We start from the raw sequence: 24,667 nt of genomic DNA on the forward strand, positions 1-24,667 counted from the left end.
GTCGCGGCGCCCGCCACCGCGCCGGCCCGTGACGTGACGACAGGCGCAGGCTGGGACGGGGCGGCGTCGCCGCACCTCCTGCTCGTGGCCCCCAACGTGCTGGCGGTGCGCCGCCAGATGGACCTGGACATGCTCGACCTGCCCGCCTGGGTCTGCCTGCACGAGATGACCCACGCCGTCCAGCTGGCCGCCGCGCCCTGGCTCGGCCCCTACCTGTCGGACTCCATGCGCATGGTGATCGGCGCCGTCGTCGAGGCCGTGTACGGGGGTGCCGACGGCGCTGGGGGCGAGAGCTCGCGAGGACGGGGGAGTCGGCCACGGCGAGGCCGGGCGGTGCGCCTTGCGGCGCGCGCGGGCCGAGGGCGGGTGCTCGAGGGTTTGATGAACGTCACGGATCGCGCCGAGGTCGCCTCCCTGGCGGCCGCGCTGACCTTCCTGGAGGGGCACGCCGAGGTGGTCCTCGATGACGTGCACCCCAACCGGATGCCGTCGGTCCACCGGCTTCGGGCCGTGCTCTCGCGCAGCCGCGCGGCCGACGGCGGCATCGGCCCCGGCCCCGGACTGGGCTCGCTCCTGCTGCACCGGCTCATGGGCCTGGAGGCCAAGGAGGCCCAGTACGCCGACGGCGCCGCCTTCGTGCGCAGCGTCGTGACCCGTATCGGGCACGAGGGGCTCAACGCCGTGTGGGCTGATCCCGAGCTGCTGCCCACGCCGGCTGAGCTCGCCCGCCCCGACGTGTGGGTGCGTCGCATCAGCTGAAGTGCCAGGTCGCGGCCCGTTGTGGCAGGCTTATGGCGTCGGCGCGGACCGGTGGCCTCCCCGGCCCCGGTGGGCCCGCGCAGTTATGACGACACATGAGGAAGGCAGGGCGTATGGACGCCACGGACATGGGATCGGACCTTCAGCAGGTTCTCATCACCGAGGAGCAGATCGGGCAGCGCCTCGATGAGATGGCCGCGCAGATCGACGCGGACTACGCCGGTCGCGACCCTCTGCTCGTGGGCGTGCTCAAGGGGGCCGTCTACGTCATGGCGGACTTGTCACGCCGGCTGCACATGAGTGCCCCGATGGACTGGATGGCGGTGTCCTCCTACGGCTCGGGCACCAAGTCCTCCGGCGTGGTGCGCATCCTCAAGGACCTGGACACCGACGTCACCGACCGTCACATCCTCATCATTGAGGACGTCATCGACTCCGGGCTGACCCTGTCCTGGCTGCTGGGCAACCTGTCTTCCCGCGGCGCGGCCTCGGTGGAGATCGCCACGCTGCTGCGCAAGCCCGACGCCGCCAAGGTTGAGGTGGACGTCAAGTACGTCGGCTTCGATATTCCTACGGAGTTCGTCGTCGGCTATGGGCTGGACTACGCCGAGCGGTACCGCAACCTGCCGTTCATCGGTACGCTGCGCCCTGAGGTCTACGGGGGTTGACTGATCCAGGTCAACCTTGACGCAACCTGAGGGTAAGACGGAAAAATAACGGGATGTGGCACCTGGGCGCCGTCGTCGGGCGGCGGTCAAGGGGCCCGCGAACTGCGATGTGCCCCCTTTTCAAGGTGGTCGGAGTCGCGTACGTTACGTTAAGATAACAAGTGCAGGTCGCCGGTGGATGCCCCTCCCGGCGGGTGACGTGGAAGGACTGTTGGTAACAGTGAAGAAGGCTGTGCGTCGACGCGCTCCGAGGCTGGTTGGTCTCGCCGGTGCGGTGGTGCTGTCGTCCTCGCTGAGCATCCCCATGATGGCTCCGGTGTCCGCGGAGCCGACCTCCGTCAACACGTTTAATACGGTTGCTGAGATGGCGCAGGTCAGCGGTGCTTCGGGCACTCTGACGACTCTCGGTGACGAGGCGCCCGGTGATGGTGGCGGCCTGACCTACAACGTGGAGGGTGTCAGTCCCGGGGGCGCGTTGGGCGCCGTCTCGGTCATGCTGGCTGATGGCCAGTGGGCCGTGCCGCAGGGGCTCCCCGCCTCTGCGGCCGCCGGCCCGGATGGTGCCGCCGCTAATGACGTGGTGGCCCGGACCCAGTCCTTCGTCAACGCCGGGGGGTCCTTGGTGTCGGATGCGTCGCGTCCTACGCCGCTGTCGGGGGCGAATGCGCGTGCCAGTGGCCCTGCCCCGTACGCGATCACGTCCTCGGCCCTGGTGGGCATGGTGCTCTCCGGCTGGGACTACTCGCACACGACGTATGCGGCGGACCAGAACACCCAGGTCGGCTACCGGGCCGACGTCGGGCAGGACCTTTCCGGGAGCTGGAAGCCGGACGACCTGGCCGGCTGGTTCCACTCCCAGGGGCGTCTGTGGCTGAACACGGACGGCTCGATCAGCCCCGGGGACATTGTCTTCTTCTCCAACCCCCTGTCCGGGGGGCAGGGTGGTTCCGGCTCGGCTCCCGCCCAGTCCACGGTGTTCGGGAACGTCTACGACGTCGGCATCTATGTCGGCAACAACCAGGTTGTGCGGGCCTCGACGGGCACCGCCCAGGCGCAAACCCTGGATGCGCAGATGATGGCTGAGGTGGCTTTGGTGGCGCGCCCGCAGTGGCCCGCTCCTGCTGATGGCGCGGCCGCGCCTGCGGATCAGCAGCGTGCCGGTGGCGGTGCGGGTGCCGGGGGTGGCGCTGCGACGCCGGCCCCGGCAGCCTCGGCGTCGGCCTCGCCTCAGCAGAGGGCTCAGCAGGGCCCGGCTGCGGGGGCCCCGTCCTCCAATGGCGGCTCGGTGCCGGATGGCGCAAGTTCCGGCGCGCAGTCCGCGGGTGGGGCCGGGGACGGTGACCACAACGAGGTCGTGGTGGGTGCTGGTAGCAGCCAGGACGCGAAGGGGCTCACGAGCGCCGCTGAGCGGCCTTCCGCCCAGAGTGTCCGGGAGCGGTGGCTGCCGGTGACGGGTGTGGCGATCGGTGTGCTGTCCGTGGCGGCGATCCTGCTGTCCGGCGGCCTCGTCATCCTGCGTCTGCGCCGCGTCTGAAGCGGGGGCGGCGCGCGGGGCGGGCTTGGCTGGGCTGTTGTCGGCCCGGCCGCCTGGTCGCATGACTGTCTGCCCGCTCGTGGGCGGGCGAGGAATGAGCGGCGAGTGGGCGGATGCCGAGTTTCTCGGGGCCGCTCGCTTTTGTTTGCGTCTGCTTGGCCGGCTCCTGCGGTAGAGGCGTTTCGGCTGCGTGACGTTTCGTGGAATCGCGCGAGCTCACCTGTCACGAATCCACCTGGGGTGGAGGTCTTGGTTGTCGTCGAGGAGGACGGCGTCCGTGGTGGCGGGGTGGTTCGGGGTGACTCGGAGAGCCTGTTCAAGGGACTGACGGTCGGACTGGCCGTTTTCCGGCGCTGTTGGCAACCACCGCACGGTAAGCCCCGTGAATAGGCGCTTCTGGTGCTGGGTGTTTTCTGACACGACAACGGGGAGAAAGTGCTGGACTACGTGACGTCTTAATGCACCTTCTGGTGCTGGGTGCTTTCTGACAGGTTCCTGGTTCCGGATCCGCGGGTCGCACTGATGTCTTAATGCACCTTCTGGTGCTGGGTGCTTTCTGACATGGGACAGCCGTTCCATGCGCGAAGAAGCCAGAAAGGTCTTAATGCACCTTCTGGTGCTGGGTGCTTTCTGACGTCACGATCTGATGTCTGTGTCAGGCACGCTTGAGACTGTCTTAATGCACCTTCTGGTGCGGGGTGCTTTCTGACAATCATCGTGTGGTCCTCCTACATGAGGGAGGCTAAGTCTTAATGCACCTTCTGGTGCGGGGTGCTTTCTGACGACCATCATGAACAACGACGCTGGGAGACGAAGCGTGTCTTAATGCACCTTCTGGTGCGGGGTGCTTTCTGACCCCCTGCCTCTGGGAACGGCGTCGTTGCGCCATTTCCAGGGGGTGGAGCGCCACCGGCTCCGCAAGTACCCCGCGGGACCGGCCGGCACCGCCCCTATTTAACCACTTTTCGGCGTCCTGACGCCAAGCGCCACCGACGCTCCCTCAGACACCTTCAGCCACCAGTTTCCAACGACGTCAAGCCAAAAGGTCGACGTTCCCGCCTGTGACTGTGGCCACAACCTGCTGTGGTGGAGATGGAGCAGGGCTCTGGACTCGGCGTCAGGAGCGTTTCCCACGCCGAGCCGCCTGGCCGTCCAGCAAGTGGGTCAGGAAGGCCTCGAGCTGTCTGTCGGCGTCGGTCATCATGGTCCACTGCTCGGAGACGATGGACCCGACCGCCTCCGAGTCGAGCTCGATCACACGATCCACCTCATCCGCAGCCTGCGGTTGGTCTGGACCTTGATGTTTTACTGTCTTTCCAGTGATGAAGAAAGGACTGTGCTCGTGCCTTGGCTTCTTCGTGCTGCTCGTCGAGGAGTTCGAGAAGGTTCATGACGTCATAAGGATTGACGATTGCGGCGTCCAGCAATGCGCCGACAAATTCTCTGTCCTTGTCGCGGTTGGCACACAATTTTGCGACGCACAGATCTTCTGGTGACAGGCAATAGCCTGTGTTACTTAGTGTGCTTCCGGGAAGAGAAGTTGCAGGTCCTGAAACAGCTATGAGGCGGTCTCTCCATCCGGAAGAGAGGATCGCGGTGGAATCGTCGACGCCGTCGATTGCGAAGCCGTGAAGTTGCTCGAAAGGAGAAAGCTCGCCAGCGACTCCCTCAATGAGATCCGCCAGTTCTTTGACGGTTTCAGGGTTGTCGTCGATGGGAAGAATGTCGATCTCGCGAGATAGTGTGGCGCGTTCGGGCAGTTCGTCCTCGGAGAAGGAGGCGAGGATGGACTGTGAGCCGAGGACGGTCACCTCGCTTCTGTTGATGATTGTGCAGGCTGTACGAATGGCGTGGTAGAACTGCTCACGCTGCATAGTGCTTCCTCTCCCAGTAGATGACGGCCTGGCGTTGGGGTGCGCTGAGAAATCCCGCCATGGGGGAGACGTCTCGGAGCAGGCAGGCGTCCTCGTCTTCGGCGCACATGCGTTCACGCATCGTTTCGATGTCGCCTGACTCTATCCATGACTTCCAGCGTTCGAGAGCCGACCGGTGCAGCGTCCCTTGAACCGAGTGTTCATTGCGTGCGATTCCGGTGACAACTTGTGGGTGCCAGGATGACGTCTCCGACCAGTTGATGGATGCATCGACCAGTCGGTGGAGCATGAGGCTGCGGCGTCGTGAGCGGCTGGAGGCCGCAGCGCTGTCCGGAGTGATGCTGGTGATACCGGGGTCGAGGTCGGGGAGGGGCGTTGTGTTGTCGGGGATGTGTGGGGCCACGATCCCGAGATCCTCCAAGCCCAGCGCGCTGAGATAGCGGGCGCGCGTGCGCAACGTAATGTCGCCTCGCGCTTCTCGTGTCTCGGTCTGAGATACGGAGGCGGCAGAAACCCCTAGGCGTTGTGCTAGCTCACTCTGCGCAACGCCTAGGCTGCGCCGGGCCTCCTGAATCGTAGTCACGTACTTAAGTTATAAGTTAAAGGCTGGCGTTGGCAACTGTTCTTTCGGTGGCGTCATGGCCCTGCCTCTGCGTCGCCGCTGAAGCAATGCTGGTGTGGGACATGGATGTTGGTCTGCCGACGCGTTGACTGTGTCCCGTGAGTGGGTGACGAGCGGGCGGCTGGGCTCCTTGGCGCGGCCGCCTGGCTTTGCGTCTGCTGGCCGTTCCCTGCGCTGTAGGCGTTTCGACTGCGTGATGTTTGCTGGAATCCTGCGAGCTCACCTGGCACGAATCCACCTGGGGTGGAGGCCTTGGTGGTCGTCGAGGAGGACGGCGCCCGTGGTGGTGGGGTGGTTCGGGTCGGCTTGGAGGGCCTGTTCAAGGGACTGGCGGTTGGACTGGCCGTTTTCTGGCGCTGTTGGCAACCACCTCACGGCAAGCCCCGTAAATAGGCACTTCTGGTGCTGGGGGCTTTCTGGTTGGAGTACCTCAGGGCCACCGAGGCGTGGATAAATGGTCTAATGCACCTTCTGGTGCTGGGTGCTTTCTGACCATGGAAGGAGATACCATGCAAAGAAGGAACAACGGTCTTAATGCACCTTCTGGTGCTGGGTGCTTTCTGACTGATTGGGGTCCACTCGGGTGTCGCTCGGAGGTTCGTCTTAATGCACCTTCTGGTGCTGGGTGCTTTCTGACCAGGTCGTCAACGGAAAGAAGGAGGTCGACTACTGGGTCTTAATGCACCTTCTGGTGCTGGGTGCTTTCTGACCCCGCACCGTTGCCGAATATGAGATTCTCGTTACCAGTCTTAATGCACCTTCTGGTGCTGGGTGCTTTCTGACGCGTTAGGGCATATAGGCGCGAGGTTCTCAGTCTTAATGCACCTTCTGGTGCTGGGTGCTTTCTGACGAGGAGGTGAGATAGATGAGCACGATCAATTCCAAGGTCTTAATGCACCTTCTGGTGCTGGGTGCTTTCTGACCCCTGCCTCTGGGAACGGCGTCGTTGCGCCACTTCCAGGGGCTGGAGCGCCACCGGCTCCGCAAGCACCCCGCGGGACCGGCCAGCACTGCCCCCATTTAACCACCTTTCGGCGTCCTGACGCCAAGCGCCACCGACACCCCCTCAGGCCATTCCAGCCACCAACTTCCAACGACGTCAAGCCAAAAGGTCAACGTTCCCGCCTGTGACTGCGGGCACATCCTGGTGTGGTGGAGGTGGAACCGGGCTCTGGACTCAGCGTCAGGAGCGTTTCCTCCGCCGAGCCGCCTGGCCGTCCAGCTCGTTAAGGAGATGAAGATGGACTGTAAGTTCCGTCAATAGGCTTTCTGGTGCTGGGTGCTTTCTGACGCCGAAACTTCGGAGGAGAGGAGGTGAATACCTCAGTCTTAATGCATCTTCTGGTGCTGGATGCTTTCTGACTTTGGCTGGTTGCTGTAGCTGCCTGGGTGGGTGTACCAGTCTTAATGCACCTTCTGGTGCTGGGTACTTTCTGACCGACGTGCCGCTCCAGTTCTCACAGTTTGAGAGTGAGTCTTAATGCACCTTCTGGTACTGGGTACTTTCTGACATGACGGCTGGATCGGCTTCGACACACTCAGGACCTTCGTCTTAATGCACCTTCTGGTGCTGGGGGCTCTCTGACGGGTTTACGGCGCCTGGCTCGGTGGAGGTCGAGCGGTCTTAATGCACCTTCTGGTGCTGGGTGCTTTCTGACGTGTGACTGGGACGTGAGACCTCATGAATGTTCTAGTCTTAATGCACCTTCTGGTGCTGGGTGCTTTCTGACCCCTGCCTCTGGGAGCGGCGTCGTTGCGCCGTTTCCGGGGGGGGCGCCACCGGCTCCGCAGGCACCCCGCGGGACCGGCCGGCACGGCCCCTATTTAACCACTTTTCGGCGTCCTGGCGCCAAGCGCCACCGACGCCCCCTCGGGCACCTTCAGCCACCAGCTTCCAACGACGTCAAGCCAAAAGGTCGACGTTCCCGTCTGTGACTGCGGACACGTCCTGGTGTGGTGGAGGTGGAACCGGGCTCTGGACTCGGCGTCAGGAGCGTTTCCCACGCCGAGCCACCCGGCCGCCCACCTTGTCAACAATCAGCCAGATCCCACCGCCGATGAGGACCGACCCGATAAGACCGAAGCCAAGAATCCACCCCCATCCCGCGTCCCAGCCGCCGATGCTCTGGTGCCGGACCGCGATACCCTTGGCGGCCTCCCAGTTGGACCAGATCTCCAGGAACACGCTCAGCGGCAGGCCTATGAAGGTCAGGACCGCCAAGGCGATCTCCATGACTCGCGTGGAGCGGGCGCGCTCCTCCTCGGCCTTCTGGTCGGCGCGGCCGATGCGCATCAGTACGTTCTCGCGGAGCCTGTGCGCCTGATCTCTGGCCTCCTCAACCAGCAGAGGAATCCGGTAAGTGTCCAGCAGGTAGGTCAGGAAGGCGTCGAGCTGTCTGTCGGCGTCGGTCATCATGGTCCACTGCTCGGAGACGACGAACCCGACCGCCTCCGAGTCGAGCTCGATGACACGATCCACCTCATCCGCAGCACGCGGCTGAACGTCGGCCAGACGAGCCATGAGCGAGGAGGCCCGGAAGCGCTGAAGCAGCATGAGCAGAATCGCCTCGATGAAACGCCCCTCAACCTGGGCCAGCGGGAAGAACCCTCCCTGCTGAACCTGACAGAAGGAGCACCCATGGGACCCTGCGTAGGCCACCCAGGTCTGCGAGAGCCGGTGGAGCTGCCAGATCGAGCCCTCTCCCTGCTCCGAGGTCGAGGACAACGTCATGCGGCGTGAGATTGACGAGGCTCTACGGTGGGTCGCAGCCGCACTGGGGACCGGTACCGGTCACGGCTTCTCCCCGTCGCCAGTCTTCCCCAGCGCCTTCACCTGGCCCCGCAGTGAATGGAACCGACGGCCCCAATCCCCGGCCGACACATTGTGCTCGGCCTCGACCGCGTTAATGGCGAAACGGAGGAGGGCTGGGTACGTGCAGGTATCGCGCTGCTGGTAGTTCTCAAGGACAGTCGGCATGATCTCCGCAAGCGACTGATTGCCATGAGTAATCGGGAGCTTGTTACGCGCCCTTACAAGGAGACCTAGAAGGTGTGCGGCAGATTCTGCCTTGAGATCCGTTTTTCCGGAATCGTTCTTGTTGTTCGCCATGACGCGAGGCTGGATGAAGCCCTTGGGGCGATTGCGATCTGGAATGTTCACGAGTTCTGCGATGATGGTGATGATGCGCGCCTGAGCGTCAGAAGGAAGACCTGCGATCAAGTTTGAAGCTGCCTCCATTGCTCCCAGAACGGTGCCCGCGAAGCTGTCAAGATCGGCGGCATTGACGGCCTCGACAAGTTGGTTTGCTAGTTCAGTAGCAGTGTTGGATAACTTGCCCATCTCGGGGCTGCCCAAGGCAAGAAGCCTGCTGGCAGACAAAAGATCGAAGCGGTTCAGGCAATACTCAGTTGCGTCCAGGAGGGCCTGGCGGGTGTCCTTGTCAAGCCCGAGCTGGTGGAACTGCAAGGACGCGCTGTTATCTTCCTTGGACGCCAAGAACACCGGAATTCCGTGTGCCGAACCAAACTCCTGTGCGGCCTGAAGGAGTGTGATGAAGATGGGTTTTTCTCCAAGGTTCGTCACAATAATGGCGCGAGGGGATTTCGGCAGCCGGGCAATCCAACTGATAGCCTCTGCTTTAAGATCTCGCATCGTCGCTTCAATCTCATGGGATTGAGCTCCGTTGTCGGTTGTGGAGGGGCCATAGTTGACAACAATTGTTACGCCATTTCCTGTCGGTTCCCAGGAAGGGAGGCGATCCAGTCTATCGTTTCTGATGTCTTCGGCTACGTCATGCCCGGCGGTCCAGGACTTCTCAGAGCATGCAATAAAGGTGTTGACCTGCAGGGGTGGGGGAACAGAGCAGGATCTACTGATAATCTCTGCGGGAGGCTGAAGAAGAAGTGAGTCGATGAGCGGAAGACGCCCATCAAGCCCCTTGGTTGTAAGGAAGCACACTTGTTCCGATGGCCAGCTTAACCAGGATGGTGGTTCTCCTAGTGCGTGCCGGACGATGTCCAAAAATTGGCTTGGGTCGGTTGCTGAACTCGGCGTGCCGAAATGATGAGTTGCGTCAACGCCGAGGTCGTTGAGGTCGGACTGTGCGGCAAGCCAGTCATTTGGCGGGCAAGGATTTCTTTTCGCCTTTCTTATGGATTCCCCTACCGTCAAAGGTCTCCCTTTGCTTGCGAGTGATACGTCGGAGATGTTAAGACCGTTGGAGTCGTTGTACTCCTGTAAACGCCGTCGGTACTCAGCAATGATCCAGGACCGAACGGCCATACCGGCTGCAAGGTCACCTCGCGAGACGTCCGCCAAAACTATCTGAGCGAAATCGTGAGGGGTGGGCGAGGTGTTCGATTCTCCCATGACCCTTTCAACCGATTCGGCGGCTATATTGACCTCTTCGTCTGGAGTGGGAGATGACATCTTCAGAATCGTCGGTAGTCCGAGTCCCATGAGCCATCCCCTGGCTGGGTCGGCGCGGACTGACATGTCGATGAGTGGTGGTGCGTCCTGTGCGTCGGGGTCATCTGCTGTGCGGTCAATCAGGACAAGAGACCAGCCATCCGGGTGCGTGGATGCAGCGACACCGGCAGCTTCTGAGAATATTTTACTTGCCCCACTCCCAATGGGCAGAAGAATGTGCCCGTTATGTAAACCTATTGTATGTTCCAGTAGCTCGGTGCTCGCCTGGTTAACCGTAAGGTCTGGTAAAATGCAGGATTCGATGTGGATGTCATCCACTCCGGCTAAAGCCGATATGTCGTCAGAAATCTCGCTGAGCTGATGAGCGAGAGAGCGTGCGAGCTGGTCTGTGGGGGTGCGTCCCCCTTCGGCGCCGATGATAAGAATATCTGCCTGGCTGACGTCTTTGGTTGCAAGTCTCGACAGGGCTCGTATCTCTTTCTTCAGTGCGCTGCCGGGGGGTGTCGAAGCGTCTTCTTCGTCGGTGTCGATGTCTATCTGGTGGTCGAAGCTCAGTTCCAGAAGCCGGGATGCGATGCCGGAGGAAGTTCTTTGGGAGTTAAGCTCGGCCAGGCGAGACGCCAAGTCATCCTCAATATCTTCTTGGGCGCGCTTGCGATTCCCCTTCTTTAATGGGATCCCAAGATCTGCTGTACCTGCGATATGAACAAGCAGCATGATTGACTCTTCTCCTTTGAATGGTGCGGGCGCACCCTTGAGGTGCTGGAAATGAGGCTCGCGTCGGCATACTCTGCTGCAGCCTGACTGTTTACTCGGCGGGCTGGTTGAGAGGCGGTCGCCTGCCCCGTAACAGTGCCACACCCGCGGCAGGTGCGCAGAGTTTTTACAAGGTTGGATGTTGTTGCGTGTTGTTGGGGTAGCGGGGAAAACCGGCGACCATAAACCCGCATGGCAATGTTTGTCAAGGACGTCATTGTTCTGGGTGAACGCTCGCCACGCCAACCGGATGTCTGGTAAGACTATCCCGGGGCCCACAGCCGCGCCACCGTACGAACGGAGTTGACGATGCACCTTGTCATGCTTGAAACCAACGGGAATCAGCGCTTCATCTTCTCCTCGCCGCGGCTGCGGGACAGCGTCGGAGCGTCCTCCCTGCTGACCAAGCTCGAGCAATGGACTGCGCAGGAGCTTCTCGCTAAGGGCGCGGCCGCAGCCTGGTGCGCGGCTCGCGGACTGCCCGACGGCCGAGAACCGCACGAGTCCCAGTGGGTCTCCACGTCCTCCGGCAAGGTCATCTTCCTGGTGGATTCAGCCCAACAGGCCAAGGACGTCATCGGCGCCGTGACGCGTACGGCTCTCGCCAAGGCGCCGGGCATGGACGTCTCCGGCGTCTTCATCTCCCTGCCCACTCCTTCCGATCGGCAGTCCGGTCCCGTCTACGTCACCGAGAGCGCACTCAAGGAGATCCACGCGGAAGCAGCCCGCTACGCCCTCCAACGCCCGCCCGCCGAGGCGCGCTTCTCCCAGCTTCCGTTCCTCAGCCGGGCCAAGGACTCCTCCCTGCCCGCCTCCCCGCCGCTGGCCACCTGGGACGAGGCCAAGGATGATCGCCAGGACGCGCTGTCGCTGGCCTCGCGCGTCCGGCGCTACGGGGCGTACCAGGCACGGCTCGATCTCCTGGACAAGGGGGTCGATCGCAGCTCCGACCTCTCAGACAAGCAGGCGCTTCTCACCCGCGACCCGACGATGCTGGCCAAGAAGCTCCACCAGGTTTTCGTTGAGGGCATCGAGCCGGTGGGTGATGAGGGCAGGCCGTCACCTGAGGAGAGTATCGCGCAGGGAGCAGAGGAGCTCCGTCCGCTTGAGCACGCCATCCAGTCCAACCCGGACGCCAGCAGCACCGCTGACTCAGACATCGACTCCGGCGACTACGCCTTCCTGTCCAAGGTCGCTGTCATCCACATCGACGGCAACGGCGTCGGCGGCATCATGAAGGAGCTCAACTCCTCGAAGGACCGTGTCGCCCCAGGCGTGTTCAAAGCCAAGGTCGGCTGCGACCGCGATGACCCCGACGCGTTGCGGCGCTTCCTTCGGGCGGTCAACAAGCGCCTGCAAAACGCAGTCGAGCACGCCTTCGCCGCAGCATGGACGCGAATCGACGAGCTGTCCGAACATGATGACGACCGGGCCGGGCGGGGGCACACTGTCATCCCGGTCGTCCCGGTGATCCTCGGTGGTGACGACGTCACCGTCATCACCAGCGGCGACTACGCCCTCCCCTTCGCCGCCGCCTACCTCCGTCACTACGAGGAGGCCACCGGCAACGACCCGATCCTGTGCTACCTCACCCCGCCCGAGGGCCAGGACACCGGCCCCATGACCGCCGCTGCCGGCGTCGCCATCGTCAAACGCAACTTCCCCTTCCACATCGCCTACGAGCTGGCCGAGAAACTGGTTGGTCGCGCCAAGAAAGTCGGCAAGACGGCGTGCCCGCCGTGCTCAACACTCGACTACCACGTCCTGTTCGACACCACGGTCCTCGACCCCGACGAGGCCATACGCGGCTACGAGAGCTTCACCACCCGTCCCTTCCGCCTGCTCAACGACGAGACGTCGTCGGCCGTGAGCACCCGCGACGACGGCTCCAGAACCGCCGGCTCCGGCGACGGCGAGCACAGCACATCCGCCGACTCCTCGCCGAACGACCTTCGCCACGAGCCCTGGGAGGCGACCTGCCAGCGCGTCGCCCGGTTCAAGGGGGTGCCCCTCGGCAGCACCGACGAGAGCCGAAACGAGACCGTCCTCGAACCGTTCCCACGCACCCGGGCGGCGCGCATCTGCGGGCTGCTGTCCGCCGCGGTGCGGGAACGAGCCGCTCATCGTGACGACGACGTGACGGACGCTCCGACCGCTGAGGCCGGGGACCGCGAGATTCCGGGTTCCGAGGCGTCTGAGAAGAAGGAGGACTGGGTCCCTCCGTCGCTCGTCAACGCCTGGAACGAGTGGGAGGCGGCCCGCGAGGAGATCGGCACCTGGATCGACACCGAGCTGGGCGGCCTGGGCGCCATGTTCGACCTCCTGGAGCTCTCCGACCTCCTCCCGCCCTCCTTCTTCCCCAGCCTGGGGGAGGCCCCCAACACAGCATCGGAGGCCACCGAATGAGCCCCTCATCCCCGACCTCCTTCCCCCTGTCGGTCACCTTCCACTCCGACTGGGGCGTCACCACCGGAACCGGCGTCGCCGGCGGCGTGGACTCCGTCGTCGAGAAGGACGAGCGCGGCCTGCCGATCGTGCGCGCGACCGTGCTCGCCGGCGTCGTGCGGGAGCAGTCGCTCCTCGCGGCCCAGGCCCTCGACGACGGCTCCGGCCGCTCCTGGCGCGCCTTCGCCTCCGCACTGTTCGGCTCCGACCTGGCGCCGCGACTCGTCACCTTCTCCGACGCCAGGCTCATCGACCCACCGGCCGACCCCACCGACCTCATCCACGAGGTCATCTCCCTGTCCATCGACGAGAGGACCGGCACAGCGCGCGAGGACTTCCTGAGGATCTTCGAACGCGCCGGCGCCTGCCGACTGCGCGGCGAGGTCACCCTGTCCGACGTCGATAGGGACGGACGCCCCCTGACCTGGAGCGACGAGCAGCGCGACGCCGCCGAGCTCCTCCTGGCCCTCTCGGGCTTGCTGGTGCGCGCAATCGGCTCCAACCGGGCGGCCGGCGACGGCGTCTGCGACGTCCTCATCCACGCCGACCACGAACCCGGTGACGCCCGGGCCGTCAAGGACTGGTGCCGCACACAGCTGGGCAGGTGGAAAGGGCGCGGCGCACCGCAGCCTCCCGCGGCGGACGCGGCCGCTGCGGCCGCCCCGGTCCTTCAGACGAGCCGTGCATCCACCGCCGCCGGCGCCTTCCACGAGGCGACCCTGACGGTCGACCTGCGAACCCCGGTGGTCTCCTACCAGGTCCCCATGTCCAACGAGATCCGCTCCCTGGACTTCCTGCGCGGCACCGTCCTGCTGCCCTGGGTGCACCGGCTCATCACGCGCACCGTCGCCCAGGCCCCCGGCGCATCGGAGGCCCTCGTCCAGGCGGTCCGCGACGCCGTCGTCAACGGGGAGCTGCTCGTCTCCGACGGCGTCGTCTCCTACCAGGGGGAGCGCGGGCTGCCGATGCCCCTGGTGTTCTCCAGCCCCAAGGTCGGCCAAGGAGCCGAGAGCCAGGAGCCCAAGACGGCTGAGGGCGAGGGCGACGAGGAGATGCGTGTCTGCAACCGGATGTGCGCCGAGGAGCCCGAGAACGAGGTCCACAAGCCGCTGCGCAATGGATACGTCTTCCCGGCCGCCGGCGCGAAGGGCGCCCCGGCGCTCATCGGGCGGCAGTCCACGGCGCACGACGCCGCCACCGGGGCGGCCAGGGACGGCCAGCTCTACCTGGTGCGGGCGCTCCCGGCGGGCCTGAGCCTCCAGGCGACGGTGACGGTCTCAACCCGTCTGTACCAGCGGATCGGTGAGCAGCTGGAGGCCCTCGCCGGCACCGGGTACCGGGCCCGCCTCGGGGCGCGTCGCCTCAGCGGCACCTTCGGGGAGACCGAGTGCACCCTCTCGGCCTTCGCGCCGAGCCCGGCGCCCCAGGTGGTCGACGCCGAGGACACGACGATCTGGTTCACCTCCGACGTACTGGCCCGCTCATCCCGGCTCGGCCCGGGCGGGAGCCTGACCGACCTGCTCGCCGCCTTCGCGCGGGCCGGCGCCCCCATCGAGCTCGCCGAGGCGGACGAGACGCGCTTCAACGCCGGGGTCAGGCACCGGCGCGTGGACTCCTGGTCTGCGGCGAGCCACCAGCCCCGGGCCACCCGCATGGCCATCCAGGCCGGCTCGGTCCTCAAGGTGAGAACCACCGCCCCGGAGAGGCTGGCGGCCCTGGCGGCCGTCGGTATCGGGGAGCTGCGGGCGCAGGGCTTCGGACGGTTCGTCGTCGGGCACCCCCTGCTGGAGAAGGAGACGTTCACACTGAGGAGCCTTCACGGGGAGGACCTCGCACCGACCGCTGATGGCGCTGCGGCATCGAAGGAGGCTCAGCGATGAGCGTGACCCGCTATGAGCTCACCGTCCACCTGGTGACGGACGCGCCCCTCCACTCGGGAGGCATCGACGAGGTGGTCGACCGCCGGCGTGGAGCCGTCGACTCTCGCGACGATGAGTCCACGCCGGCGAGCGATTCCGAGAAACTCGATGACGCCACCGAAGACGGCAAGAAGAAGTCCAAGGCAAGACGGACCACCGTCGCCCGGCGATTCGCGCGCGACGGTCACGGTCGTCCGGTCCTCACCGGGCGCTCCGTCAAGGGCGCCCTGCGAGCCGCCTGCCAGCGATTCCTCGAGGAGCACGGCGGCGCCGTCGGACCGACCGAACGCGAGCTGCGGCAGCTGTGGGGCGATGACGGAACCCGAGGGGCCGGTTCGGCGGCGCCGCTGCGGGCTTCGGCGATCACCGTGCACACGGTCGAGCTGCCCACCGAGGGCTATGAGAGGAATGGGGAGCACAAGATTGTGCTCCCGACCCGGATGGGCAACGCCATCGACCGGTACTGGGGCTCGGCCGGCGACACCGCGCTGTTCGAGCACGAGTACCTGCCCCGCGGCAAGGAGCTTGCCCTGACCATCACCGCGGAGGCCGGGCTGCCCGACGGCGTCGAGGTGCCTCAGGGCGATGTCGCCCCGCCCGGGCCGGAGCAGGTCGAGAAGCTCTTCGCGCTCATCATCGGGCTCATCAAGGACGGCAGGATCGCCTTCGGCGGCCGGCAGAACGCCGGGTGGGGGAGAGTCGCGCTCAGCGACTCGGAGAGAGCCTGGGCCCTCACCAAGGCGGAGCCGGGCAGCCGGGCGGGCCTGGAGGAGTGGCTCTCCGGCGCCGGCGGGCGCTCGGTCGACGTCGCCCCCGTGGACTGCGGGGGCAGCGGCCGGATGCGGATCGAGATCACCTGGGACAGTCCCACCGGAATCCTCGTGGCCGAGCCCCAGGATGACGGCTCCCAGGAGGAGGCCGACGCCGGGGCCGCAGACGGATTGTCGGAAGAGGCGGAGGGCGCGGACTCTGAGGAGACGAAGCCGGCCCGCCCCCTGCGCGCCGGCCCGGAGGAGACCGACCCGATCGTGCTGCCCGGAAGCTCCGTCCGCGGCGCGCTGCGGACCCGGGCGACGCGGATCGCCCGCACCATCCTGCTGGCGAAGAAGGACCCGAGCACGGGGGCCGACTGGTCAGGCACCGGCGTCCACGAGCAGCTGGCGCAGGATCCAAGCCTGGTGCGGGACCTGTTCGGGTCGACGACGCACCGTGGCGCGCTGACGGTCCTCGACACGCTCGCCGCCGAGGACGGCCCGAGCCGCAAGGTCACGCACAACGCCGGCGACCGGTGGACCGGCGGCGTCGCGGACGGGTTGCTCTACAGCGAGGAGGTCTACGACTCCACCTGGAACAGCATCGTCCTGGAGATCGACCTCGACCGGCTGCTGACCAACGCGAAGGCGGGCCTGGAGGAACCGAATGGGCAGAAGGACAGCCGGGGCGAGGACCGCAGCCGCGCCGCCTTCTGTCTCCTGGGGCTGGTGCTCGCCGAACTGGCCGCCGGGACGCTCCCACTGGGGAGCCGCGGCACACGGGGCATGGGACAGGTCGAGGTCAAGGCCATGGCCGTGACCGGCGGCAAGGGCCTGGGGATCGAGAACTGGTCCCTCAAGGCCTCCGAGGACGGGACGGGCGAGTCGCTTCCTCGGCGGATTCTGAAGGGGCTCAGGGACGTGAGCTCCGGGATCGAGAGGAATCCGAGAGCCGGAGCCGGCTGGGAGGGATGGTCCTCCTACCTGGTGGGCAGCAGCGAGAGGCCGCTTGAGGACAAGGAGGAGCGGGATGCCTGAGAAGACGTGGGAGCCGGAACCGTTGCGAGAGGCGGTTTGGAAGGACATGCCCGGCGCGGGAGCCGAGCAGCCCGGGGGCGCTGAGCTGCAACGGGTTCTTGAACGCGCCGAGGACCTGGGAGGCGAGATGAACGGCGTGGCCTACACGACCAGCGGCGCCTACTCGGTGAGAAGGGCGGGGGCTTCCGGCCTCACCACCCTGATCGAGAAGAATGGCCAGACCGGTTCCCGGGAGCAGGAGATCGACCTGGACACGGTCTTCGAGCTGCGCCTGTGGCGGGTGATGGGCAAGAAGACCGATGACGGCGGCAACGTCGCCGGCGGGGACGGCGTCCTGGCCCACGAGCTGCGGTGGCTTAACGGCAGTGGGGCCGCAGAGATCGTGGTCAGCGCGTCCCGCGAGGGTCTCCCGGGCGGCAGCGACTGCTGGGTTCGGGACAACAGCTACCTCCAGCACGGAGAGAAAGGCGACGTCATGGACAGCATCGAGGTCTTCACCGTGGAGGAGACGTACGGAAACACCGTATTCACCGACGAGCTCATGACCGGAAGGTGGGGCTGACATGACCGCGTTCCAACCGTTCCACTCCGCCGTCAACCGGATTCCGGTACCGAGAGAACAAGCTCAGAAAAAAGGTTACTCCTCCGACCTCTTCGAGGATGATGTCGCGCCTGCCCATGATCATCTTGCCGCCGAGAGATGGTCAGGATCAGTTGATCTGAAAATCACCGTCAAGACACCTCTCGTGTTTGGTGAACAGAGTGCTGAGCCCTCATCGAGCCGTGAGGTCAATAAGCAAGGAAGGCCATGCGTCTCTCTTCCTGTTGACGTAAACGGAAAAGCGATAGTTCCGCCAACAATGATCAAAGGGATGATATCTCGCGCATTTGAGACGCTAACCTGCTCCCGTTTCAGGGTGTTTGCCGGACATGATGAGCCCCTTACGTACCGCGTCGATCCCGCACAGGCCAACGACCTCTTCCCGGGTGTCGTATATTATGATGACGAGATCCAGGGGTGGGCGGTTGAGATCCTGAACGGAACTGGAAATAAAAACGAGATGGCGTTGCTTAGGGATTCAGTCGAAAAAGGTGCTGGAACTATTGTGTTAGAAGGTCACCCCAATCTTAAGTCAGGGGAGTCTGGTGAGCTTCCAACTGAGGCTGAAGTCATGTCGGAGTTCAGGGATAGAACCGAGCATGGTAAATGGGTGTATGTAAAGTTGACAAAATGGTACGGAAAGTCAGGGAAACAAATAATGGTCACCCATGTCTGGAATGAAGATATCGGTGAAGAAGGAGGCTTTGAGCGATTCTTCAGGGCTCCAATTGAAGGCGAGGAGTTTGCTGCCCATGGATTTCCGTGCCGGACTGCGCCTCGCAATAAATACGCAGAAGACCTGTATAAGGACAAAAAATACGAGAGATTTTTCTTCAAGGCAAAGAAAGGAAAGGACGGAAGGTGGCGAGAGAAAAAGGGGACTGCCGTTGCACTACCTCCGGACGTCATCTCAAAATATGAGAAGATTGTGCGCTCATATGTGGAAATGAGTAAACGGCTGGAAAGTCGAAGTCTACTCAATCGGGCGGCTGATGGCTCGGAGCGAGAGAAGCTTGGACAGTTGTTGAAGGATGATCCCGTATTTGTGGTGTTGAGTGCAAAAACTTTAGATGATGGTGCGGTTGAGGGGCAAGTTAATCGCAATGTCAAGGTGTTGGCAGTGCTGCCAACCATGGTGGGGCGGCGAACCTATGACTTGTCTCCGGCGGAATTGGCGAAGAAACAGGATGTGTTCCCTGTCGATGATAAGGATCGTGCATCAGCAGCGGACAGGCTGTTTGGGTATGTCGTTCCCAGTCCTGAGCGGGGTGCCGTCGGAGGCGACGTTGCGTCGCGTGGGCGCATCAGTATAAGTGCGGTGGATTCGTCCAATGCTGTCATCAGCAGGGACCGGAGAGAGCTTCCTCCTCTGCTTTCTCCAAAAGTGTCGTCCGCGCGTCGTTTCCTTACGGACAGTTCGGGGAAGACTCCGCTTACCGCCTCCGGTGGTCCTCTGAGGCGTGGTGATTACTTTAGGGAAGGGCAGTACTTGGGTGCTGCCTGCTATCCGGTTCATCGGAACCAGTTGGGTAAGAATGAATTTCCTAAGGGCAATCAAGAGGAGCTGGGTTCGAAAGACGGGGAGTCTAGTAATGATGCGGTTCGGCTGGCGGTGAATTCCTGGATTAAAGCGGGAAGTGATTTCAAGTGCACTCTTCGCTACGAGAATCTTTCCCGAGATGAGCTCGCCGCATTGCTGTGGGTGCTTACCCCTGAGAATCTCGTCCCTGAGGAGGAGCGAGATGCCGGTGGAAATAAAGTTGGATACTTGCGCATGGGGCTCGGCAAACCTTACGGTCTGGGCGTTGTTGAGGTTCGCATGGTGGAGAATTCTCTGAAGGCTAAGACGGGTGTGGATCTAGCGAATGATTATATGTCGCTAGAGAGCTGTGACGGACTTGATGGCAAGGGTGTTTCTTCGACCGATTTCTTGCTTCCGAAGGAAGAGTTCCTCGCGAGGGAACCTTGGGTTCGGGCTATGCGACGTGCCGCCTACGGCTATGCCGATAGGGTTGAGGTTCGTTACATGACTCTGGATGAAAATAAGGAAAACAATATAACCGATAGTCGGACTGGTGTGCCAAAGCGAAATAAAGGGATTTCACCAAGAGATTTGTTTGGGGAACAAGCGAGAAAGCCTTTGAGTATTCATCGTCCGGAAAGAAATGGAAAAACGAGCAACCGCAATGGTGGACGGCAGCATGGCGAAGGGCGTCAAGGCGGTCACCATGGCAAGGCTCATCACCGCGGCCGGCGGCACTGATCGTCGCACAAGACACGGTCGTCGTCGCCGGGCGGGATGGGATACGCCGGTGAGCCGCGCGTTCTCGACGTGCTGCCGGCTCACCATACCCCTCGGTACAGCCCGGCGTCGTCGAGTGCGGGCGAGGTCCCGTGGACCTCGCTGTGAGCCAGGCAGGAGTCGCACAGCGGGTAGAGGTGGATGACGTCGTCGGTCTGGTTGATGGTCCCGGTGATCTGCTGGCGCATCTCGTCGAGCTCGGCGGGCTCCAGCCGCAGCTGGATAACGGACTCCTGCAGCCGGTAGCCCCAGCCCTCCAGCGCGGCGGCCAGGCGAGCCCGACGCGTTGAGGTCCAGGGAGAGGCTGGGATGCTTGTCGGTGGAGGCGTGCAGCACCCCGAGCGAAGGCTCGAGCCCGGCGGCCAGCAGAGCGCCCGTGCACTCGGCCAACAGGATCGCGTAGGCGTAGGAGAGGGCGGCGTTGGCCAGGTCCTTGGGTGGGCGGCGACTGCGGCCGTCGAAGGCGACCTCCGGTGGGACCAGCCCGGACAGGCAGCCGAAGTATGCCGTTGAGGCGGCGCCCTCCAGCCCCATGAGCTCGTCGACGTCTGCGGCAGGCCGTCGGCGCCGTCGACGATGAGACGGTTCTGGCTGACGTGGACGCGGGCGCCGTCGCGGCCGACGTAGACCACCTGGTCCGGGTCGGGGCGGCCCTTGATGTCGTGGCGGGGGTCGACGGGCGGGAAGCTGCGGGAGAAGTCCGTCCCCAGGTAGCAGAAGCCCTCATCGAAGCTGATCATGGCGGTTTTCTCCTGGTTGAGTCGGAGTCTCCTGGGCGTCAGGAGGGTGTCGAGGAGCTCGAGGGCCTCCAGCAGGTCGGGTTCATAGGGGCTGCAGATGACGATGTCATCGGCGAAGCGGGCGTAGCCGTAGCCCGCGTCGCCCATGGCCCGGTCGACGTCGGTCAGGGCCAGGTTGGCCAGGAGCGGGGACAGGCAGGAGCCCTGGGCGATGCCGCGGTTACGGGTACGCCGCTCGCCCCTGGCGCGCCGCGGTCGGGCAATGAGCCGGATGAGGTCGATGGTGCGCGGGCAGTCGGCGATGGGGGAGAGGGCGGCCAGGGCGTCCTCGATGTTGAGGTTGGGGAAGTAGTCCTCGATGTCGGTGCGCAGGACGTAGCAGTAGCCTGCGTCCCGCAGCCTGGCGAGGTGGTCGACGGCGTCGTCGGTGCCGATACCCGTCCGGTAGGCGAAGGAGCAGGGGGACATGGCGAGGTCGGCCCTGTGGGTGATCGTGTTGACGACCGCGCGCTCGACGACCCGGTCCCGGATGGAGGGGATGTGCAGGGTTCGGACCTCCCCGGAGGTGCCTTTGGGGATGCCGAAGCTCAGGAGCGGATCGGGCTCGTAGGTTCCTGAGCGCAGGGACTCGGAGAGCTCGGTGAGGAAGTCGTCGAGATGCTGACGGATAAGGGTGAAGATCTGCATGCGATCTCACGGCACGTGCCGATATATGCCTTCATGCACCTTCTGGAGCTGGATGCTTTCTGACGTCCATAGCGTTCGACTCACGCGCGGCCGCCGGCCGGTCTTAATGCACCTTCTGGTGTTGGTGCTTCCACCCTCTTGCTTTATCGAATCACATCGATGTTATTTACGTTCTAATTCACCTTGTGGTGCTGGGTGCTTTCTGACAGGAGGGTTTTGCTCGCATCATTCTGGAGCACAAGGTCGTAATGCACCTTCTGGTGCTAATGCTTTCTGACCGAACCGCCCGGATGGTCGCAGGGGTGGTCCGACTCCGTCTTAATGCACCTTCTGGTGCTGGGTGCTTTCGGGCCCCTGCCTCTGGGAACGGCGTCGTTGCGCCACTTCCAGGGGGCGGAACGCCACCGGCTCCGCAAGCACCCCGCGGGGCCGGACGGCAGCGCCCCTATTTAACCACTTTTCGGCGTCCTAACGCCAAGCGCCACCGACGCCCCCTCGGGTGCCTTCAGCCACCAACTTCTGACGACGTCGAGCCAAAAAGTCGACGTTCCCAAACGTGACTGTTGACACTATCCGCTCCGGTCTCCGGTCCGATAGGACTTCAGGCTCCCCCGGCCGGGGAGTGCAAGGCGACCGACGGGAGACGGTCTCGATGCACCTTACTGGTGTGTGAGGTGCCTTCTACTGCAATGATCAAGGGGCATCAGGGTCACGGTGTTGCGTCTTAATGCACTTTCTGGTGCTGGGTGCTTTCTGACCTGGCGGGAGTGACCTGTGGGCCGTTCTGGTGAATCAGTCTTAATGCACCTTCTGGTGCTGGGCGCTTTCTGACAGTTGAGTCCACTCTTACGGCAGGTCTCAACTTTGAGTCTTAATGCACCTTGTGGTGCTGGGTACTTTCTGACACGTTCGATGGGGAGACCAGGGACCTGCTCTTCGAGTCTTAATGCACCTTGTGGTGCTGGGGCTTTCTGACCTACAAGAAGCAGTGTCTGGACCGTGACGACATCCTGTCTTAATGCGCCTTGTGGTACTGGGTGCTTTCTGACGACACTTCTGGCCCAGCTTTCCGTCGCGAATCTCGTGTCTTAATGCACCTTGTGGTGCTGGCTGCTTTCTGACCAGAAGCACATCGAGCGGATCAAAGCCTTGTGTGGGTCTTAATGCACCTTCTGGTGCTGGGTGCTTTCTGACGCCCGCAGGGGCTCTACACTATTAAGACAAAATGTCGTCTTAATGCACCTTCTGGTGCTGGGTGCTTTCTGACCAGCGCTCTTGCCTACGCCTGCTGGAAGACCTACAGTCTTAATGCACCTTCTGGTGCTGGGTGCTTTCTGACCAAGGAGAGAGAAGTGGAACTTCATGTAGTACCTGTCTTAATGCACCTTCTGGTGCTGGGTGCTTTCTGACTCGTGGACACCATCGGGACGGCCGGCCGCTTGTTGTCTTAATGCACCTTCTGGTGTTGGGTGCTTTCTGGCCGGAGCGCCTACAAGCTCGATCCGAACAAGCCAATGTCATAATGCACCTTTTGGTACTGGGTGCTTTCCGATGTGAAGGGGCGAGGTGGTCATGGCGGTATTTTCTCCTGTCTTGATTCACCTTCTGGTGTCGGGTGATTTCTGACTCGTCCTCCAAGCATTTGCGGATGAACGCCAGGCAGGTCTTAATGCGCCTTCTAGTGCTGGGTGCTTTCTGGTCCCACGGACCCCGGTTCATGGAGCGACCAGGCAACAAGTCTTAATGCACGTTCTGGTGTTGGGTGCTTTCTGACCGACCAGCTACACCGAGCCGGCTACCACCCCATCATGTCTTAATGTACCTTCTGGTGCTGGGTGCTTTCTGACGAGTTTTGGGAGGTTGTCGAGCGCCACACGCGCTAGCGTCTTAATGCACCTTCTGGTGCTGGGTGCTTTCTGGCGGGTGCCATGTTCTTCTAGAATGCGTCGGAGGTCAGGTCTTAATGCACCTTCTGGTGCCGGGTGCTTTCTGACCAGCACAAGAACACTTGAAGGAGTGGTTGTCATGTTCGTCTTAATGCGCCTTGTGGTGCTGGGTGCTTTCTGCCGAGGTCTACATGATTGGTAAGCGTCGCTATGACAAGTCTTAATGCACCTTCTGGTGCTGGGTGCTTTCTGACCCCTGCCTCTGGGAACGGCGTCGTTGCGCCACTTCCGGGGGCTGGAGCGCCACCGGCTCCGCAAGCACCCCGCGGGACCGGCCAGCACTGCCCCCATTTAACCACCTTTCGGCGTCCTGACGCCAAGCGCCACCGACACCCCCTCAGGCCATTCCAGCCACCAACTTCCAACGACGTCAAGCCAAAAGGTCAACGTTCCCGCCTGTAACTGTCGACACATTGTGCTCCCGTGGCCCGGCCGGCGCGCCGCCGGGCCTCTCCCTCTCCGCCTCCTCCTGGCCGTCGATGCTGAAGAACGTCGACCTCTCGAACTCCCCGTGCAGGCCGCTTCCCCTCCGGTAGTGTCGCCAGAGAGAAAGAGGTAGACGGCCTTGCGCCGGCCTCCCGTCACCAGCCGGCGCCGCCGTCGGCCTCCACTGCCGCACCCACCACACATCACGCCGCAAAGGAGCCTCGTCGAGTGCCCGCCACCGTATTCGTCCGCTTCGATGCGCCCGGCCCGGTCGAGGCCACCCCTCGTCGCCTTCACGCCGCCTGGGGCCGCGTTTTCGACCTCCCCGAAGGCGTCAGCCCCGAGCGCGCCGCCCGCCTGCCCGCCCTCGCCCACCGCCCACCCCACGGCCAGCCCGGCCCCAAGCCCTACTGCCTGGGCGACATGACCCAGACCCCGGACGGCCTCGGCGTCGAGCTGCGATTCCTCGACGACCGCCTCCTGGACACGCTCGACGCCTGGCTCGCCTGGGGCGGAGTCCTACCCATCGGCGACGGTGGCGAGACCACCATCATGCTCGCCGCCGTCGAGGCCCAGGTCCTCGAACAGGCCGACTGGGAGGACCTCGCCGCCCAGACCGCCTCCACCGCCTGGGACATCCGCCTGCTCACCCCCACCGTCTTCACCTCCCGCGGCCACCACGTCCCCGAGGTCACCGCCGCCTCCCTGGCCACCAGCCTCCACGCGCGCTGGCGCCACTGGTGCCGCCCCCTGGCCCCCGAGCTCCCCGAGCGCGAGCGCCTCACCTCCGTCCTCATCACCCAGGACCGCACCCGCCGCACCGTCGTCGGCCTGGGCATGCCGCGTGCCGACCGCCGCGGACGCCTCTCCAGCCGCCGCATCCCCGCCAGCGTCGGCACCCTGCGCATCAGCGCCCCCGCCGCCGGCTCCATCACCGCCGTCTTCTCCCAGCTCATGGCCCTGGCCCGCTACACCAGCGTCGGCTCCCACAGCGCCTACGGGATGGGCGTCATCGACGTCGTCGCGGACGCACCATAGGGGACGCGGGCGCACCTCCGGGCCGCAGTCCTCGGGCCCGACGGTGTCTCCTCGCGGCCAGCGAGCCTCCAACCGGCCCGCATCCCCGGATCTTCCCGGCCACGCCCGGCGCGAACGTGAGCAAGCGCAAT

15 protein-coding genes, 2 pseudogenes and 3 CRISPR repeat arrays are annotated in these 24,667 nt (G+C 63.8%); of the genes and pseudogenes, 9 read left to right on the top strand and 8 right to left on the bottom strand.

Going from position 1 to position 24,667, the window contains the following annotated elements:
• From RIV14_RS09315 to RIV14_RS09325, 3 genes are all read left to right on the top strand, one after another.
• Positions 1–759, top strand: a 759-nt coding sequence (locus RIV14_RS09315; RefSeq protein ID WP_309325159.1) for a zinc-dependent metalloprotease, incomplete at its 5' end; no start/stop codon positions are given.
• A gap of 113 nt (positions 760–872) precedes the next feature.
• Positions 873–1,427, top strand: a complete 555-nt coding sequence (gene hpt, locus RIV14_RS09320; RefSeq protein WP_075248100.1) for a hypoxanthine phosphoribosyltransferase — start codon at positions 873–875, stop codon at positions 1,425–1,427.
• A gap of 364 nt (positions 1,428–1,791) precedes the next feature.
• Complete coding sequence (locus tag RIV14_RS09325) at positions 1,792–2,961, top strand: hypothetical protein (protein WP_309325160.1); 1,170 nt, start codon at positions 1,792–1,794, stop codon at positions 2,959–2,961.
• A gap of 452 nt (positions 2,962–3,413) precedes the next feature.
• A CRISPR array of direct repeats spans positions 3,414–3,817; the repeat unit is 37 nt; unit sequence GTCTTAATGCACCTTCTGGTGCTGGGTGCTTTCTGAC.
• A gap of 261 nt (positions 3,818–4,078) precedes the next feature.
• On the opposite strand, the gene RIV14_RS09330 is transcribed toward RIV14_RS09325, so the two are convergent.
• From RIV14_RS09330 to RIV14_RS09350, 5 genes are all read right to left on the bottom strand, one after another.
• Entirely contained in the window at positions 4,079–4,219 is a 141-nt protein-coding gene (locus tag RIV14_RS09330) for a hypothetical protein (RefSeq protein WP_178387912.1), read from the bottom strand.
• Positions 4,220–4,229: 10 nt separating this feature from the next.
• Positions 4,230–4,835, bottom strand: a complete 606-nt coding sequence (locus RIV14_RS09335) for a DUF6036 family nucleotidyltransferase (protein ID WP_075373397.1) — start codon at positions 4,833–4,835, stop codon at positions 4,230–4,232.
• Positions 4,825–5,292, bottom strand: coding sequence for a hypothetical protein (locus RIV14_RS09340; protein ID WP_075373396.1), 468 nt, complete (start codon positions 5,290–5,292; stop codon positions 4,825–4,827). The genes RIV14_RS09335 and RIV14_RS09340 overlap by 11 nt, the downstream gene beginning before the upstream one ends.
• Before the next feature lie 621 nt (positions 5,293–5,913).
• A CRISPR array of direct repeats spans positions 5,914–6,381; the repeat unit is 37 nt; unit sequence GTCTTAATGCACCTTCTGGTGCTGGGTGCTTTCTGAC.
• Between the two features lie 402 nt (positions 6,382–6,783).
• A CRISPR array of direct repeats spans positions 6,784–7,187; the repeat unit is 37 nt; unit sequence GTCTTAATGCACCTTCTGGTGCTGGGTGCTTTCTGAC.
• 257 nt (positions 7,188–7,444) lie between these two features.
• Complete coding sequence (locus tag RIV14_RS09345; RefSeq protein ID WP_256699395.1) at positions 7,445–8,188, bottom strand: hypothetical protein; 744 nt, start codon at positions 8,186–8,188, stop codon at positions 7,445–7,447.
• A gap of 60 nt (positions 8,189–8,248) precedes the next feature.
• Positions 8,249–10,603 carry a hypothetical protein gene (locus tag RIV14_RS09350; protein WP_075373666.1) on the bottom strand — a complete coding sequence of 785 codons (2,355 nt, stop codon included), beginning with the start codon at positions 10,601–10,603 and terminating at the stop codon, positions 8,249–8,251.
• A gap of 348 nt (positions 10,604–10,951) precedes the next feature.
• On the opposite strand from RIV14_RS09350, the gene RIV14_RS09355 reads away from it, so the two are divergent.
• The 5 genes from RIV14_RS09355 to RIV14_RS09375 are packed head-to-tail and all read left to right on the top strand — an operon-like array spanning position 10,952 to position 19,660.
• Positions 10,952–13,048: a Cas10/Cmr2 second palm domain-containing protein gene (locus RIV14_RS09355; RefSeq protein ID WP_075373667.1), complete on the top strand. Its 2,097-nt coding sequence runs from the start codon at positions 10,952–10,954 to the stop codon at positions 13,046–13,048.
• Positions 13,045–14,967 carry an RAMP superfamily CRISPR-associated protein gene (locus tag RIV14_RS09360; protein WP_075373668.1) on the top strand — a complete coding sequence of 641 codons (1,923 nt, stop codon included), beginning with the start codon at positions 13,045–13,047 and terminating at the stop codon, positions 14,965–14,967. Before RIV14_RS09355 ends, RIV14_RS09360 begins: the two co-directional genes overlap by 4 nt.
• Positions 14,964–16,796 (top strand): RAMP superfamily CRISPR-associated protein, encoded by a 1,833-nt coding sequence (locus tag RIV14_RS09365; protein ID WP_075373669.1) that lies wholly within the window; start codon positions 14,964–14,966, stop codon positions 16,794–16,796. Before RIV14_RS09360 ends, RIV14_RS09365 begins: the two co-directional genes overlap by 4 nt.
• Positions 16,789–17,358 (top strand): hypothetical protein, encoded by a 570-nt coding sequence (locus RIV14_RS09370; RefSeq protein ID WP_075373670.1) that lies wholly within the window; start codon positions 16,789–16,791, stop codon positions 17,356–17,358. Before RIV14_RS09365 ends, RIV14_RS09370 begins: the two co-directional genes overlap by 8 nt.
• Position 17,359: 1 nt before the next feature.
• Positions 17,360–19,660 carry a TIGR03986 family type III CRISPR-associated RAMP protein gene (locus RIV14_RS09375; protein ID WP_075373671.1) on the top strand — a complete coding sequence of 767 codons (2,301 nt, stop codon included), beginning with the start codon at positions 17,360–17,362 and terminating at the stop codon, positions 19,658–19,660.
• Positions 19,661–19,740: 80 nt separating this feature from the next.
• On the opposite strand, the gene cas2 is transcribed toward RIV14_RS09375, so the two are convergent.
• The 3 genes and pseudogenes from cas2 to RIV14_RS13765 form a co-directional block, all read right to left on the bottom strand.
• Positions 19,741–20,010 carry a CRISPR-associated endonuclease Cas2 gene (gene cas2, locus RIV14_RS13755; protein WP_075373672.1) on the bottom strand — a complete coding sequence of 90 codons (270 nt, stop codon included), beginning with the start codon at positions 20,008–20,010 and terminating at the stop codon, positions 19,741–19,743.
• A 37-nt stretch (positions 20,011–20,047) separates the two neighbouring features.
• Positions 20,048–20,233 (bottom strand): annotated as a pseudogene (locus RIV14_RS13760) (CRISPR-associated endonuclease Cas1); the annotation flags it as partial.
• A gap of 179 nt (positions 20,234–20,412) precedes the next feature.
• Positions 20,413–21,126, bottom strand: a pseudogene (locus RIV14_RS13765) (reverse transcriptase domain-containing protein); the annotation flags it as partial.
• Positions 21,127–23,726: 2,600 nt separating this feature from the next.
• Here RIV14_RS13765 and cas6 point away from each other — a divergent pair.
• Positions 23,727–24,536: a CRISPR system precrRNA processing endoribonuclease RAMP protein Cas6 gene (cas6, locus tag RIV14_RS09385; RefSeq protein WP_075372956.1), complete on the top strand. Its 810-nt coding sequence runs from the start codon at positions 23,727–23,729 to the stop codon at positions 24,534–24,536.
• Positions 24,537–24,667 lie beyond the last annotated feature (131 nt).

Source organism: Actinomyces acetigenes, from assembly GCF_031296635.1.
GTDB lineage: Bacteria > Actinomycetota > Actinomycetes > Actinomycetales > Actinomycetaceae > Actinomyces > Actinomyces acetigenes.

What these genes read in the sequence shown, in the direction of transcription:
- hpt (WP_075248100.1), top strand. Translation starts at nt 873, where the DNA reads ATGGACGCCACGGACATGGGATCGGACCTTCAGCAGGTTCTCATCACC.
- RIV14_RS09325 (WP_309325160.1), top strand. Translation starts at nt 1,792, where the DNA reads ATGGCGCAGGTCAGCGGTGCTTCGGGCACTCTGACGACTCTCGGTGAC.
- RIV14_RS09335 (WP_075373397.1), bottom strand. Translation starts at nt 4,835, where the DNA reads ATGCAGCGTGAGCAGTTCTACCACGCCATTCGTACAGCCTGCACAATC.
- RIV14_RS09345 (WP_256699395.1), bottom strand. Translation starts at nt 8,188, where the DNA reads ATGACGTTGTCCTCGACCTCGGAGCAGGGAGAGGGCTCGATCTGGCAG.
- RIV14_RS09350 (WP_075373666.1), bottom strand. Translation starts at nt 10,603, where the DNA reads ATGCTGCTTGTTCATATCGCAGGTACAGCAGATCTTGGGATCCCATTA.
- RIV14_RS09355 (WP_075373667.1), top strand. Translation starts at nt 10,952, where the DNA reads ATGCACCTTGTCATGCTTGAAACCAACGGGAATCAGCGCTTCATCTTC.
- RIV14_RS09360 (WP_075373668.1), top strand. Translation starts at nt 13,045, where the DNA reads ATGAGCCCCTCATCCCCGACCTCCTTCCCCCTGTCGGTCACCTTCCAC.
- RIV14_RS09365 (WP_075373669.1), top strand. Translation starts at nt 14,964, where the DNA reads ATGAGCGTGACCCGCTATGAGCTCACCGTCCACCTGGTGACGGACGCG.
- RIV14_RS09370 (WP_075373670.1), top strand. Translation starts at nt 16,789, where the DNA reads ATGCCTGAGAAGACGTGGGAGCCGGAACCGTTGCGAGAGGCGGTTTGG.
- RIV14_RS09375 (WP_075373671.1), top strand. Translation starts at nt 17,360, where the DNA reads ATGACCGCGTTCCAACCGTTCCACTCCGCCGTCAACCGGATTCCGGTA.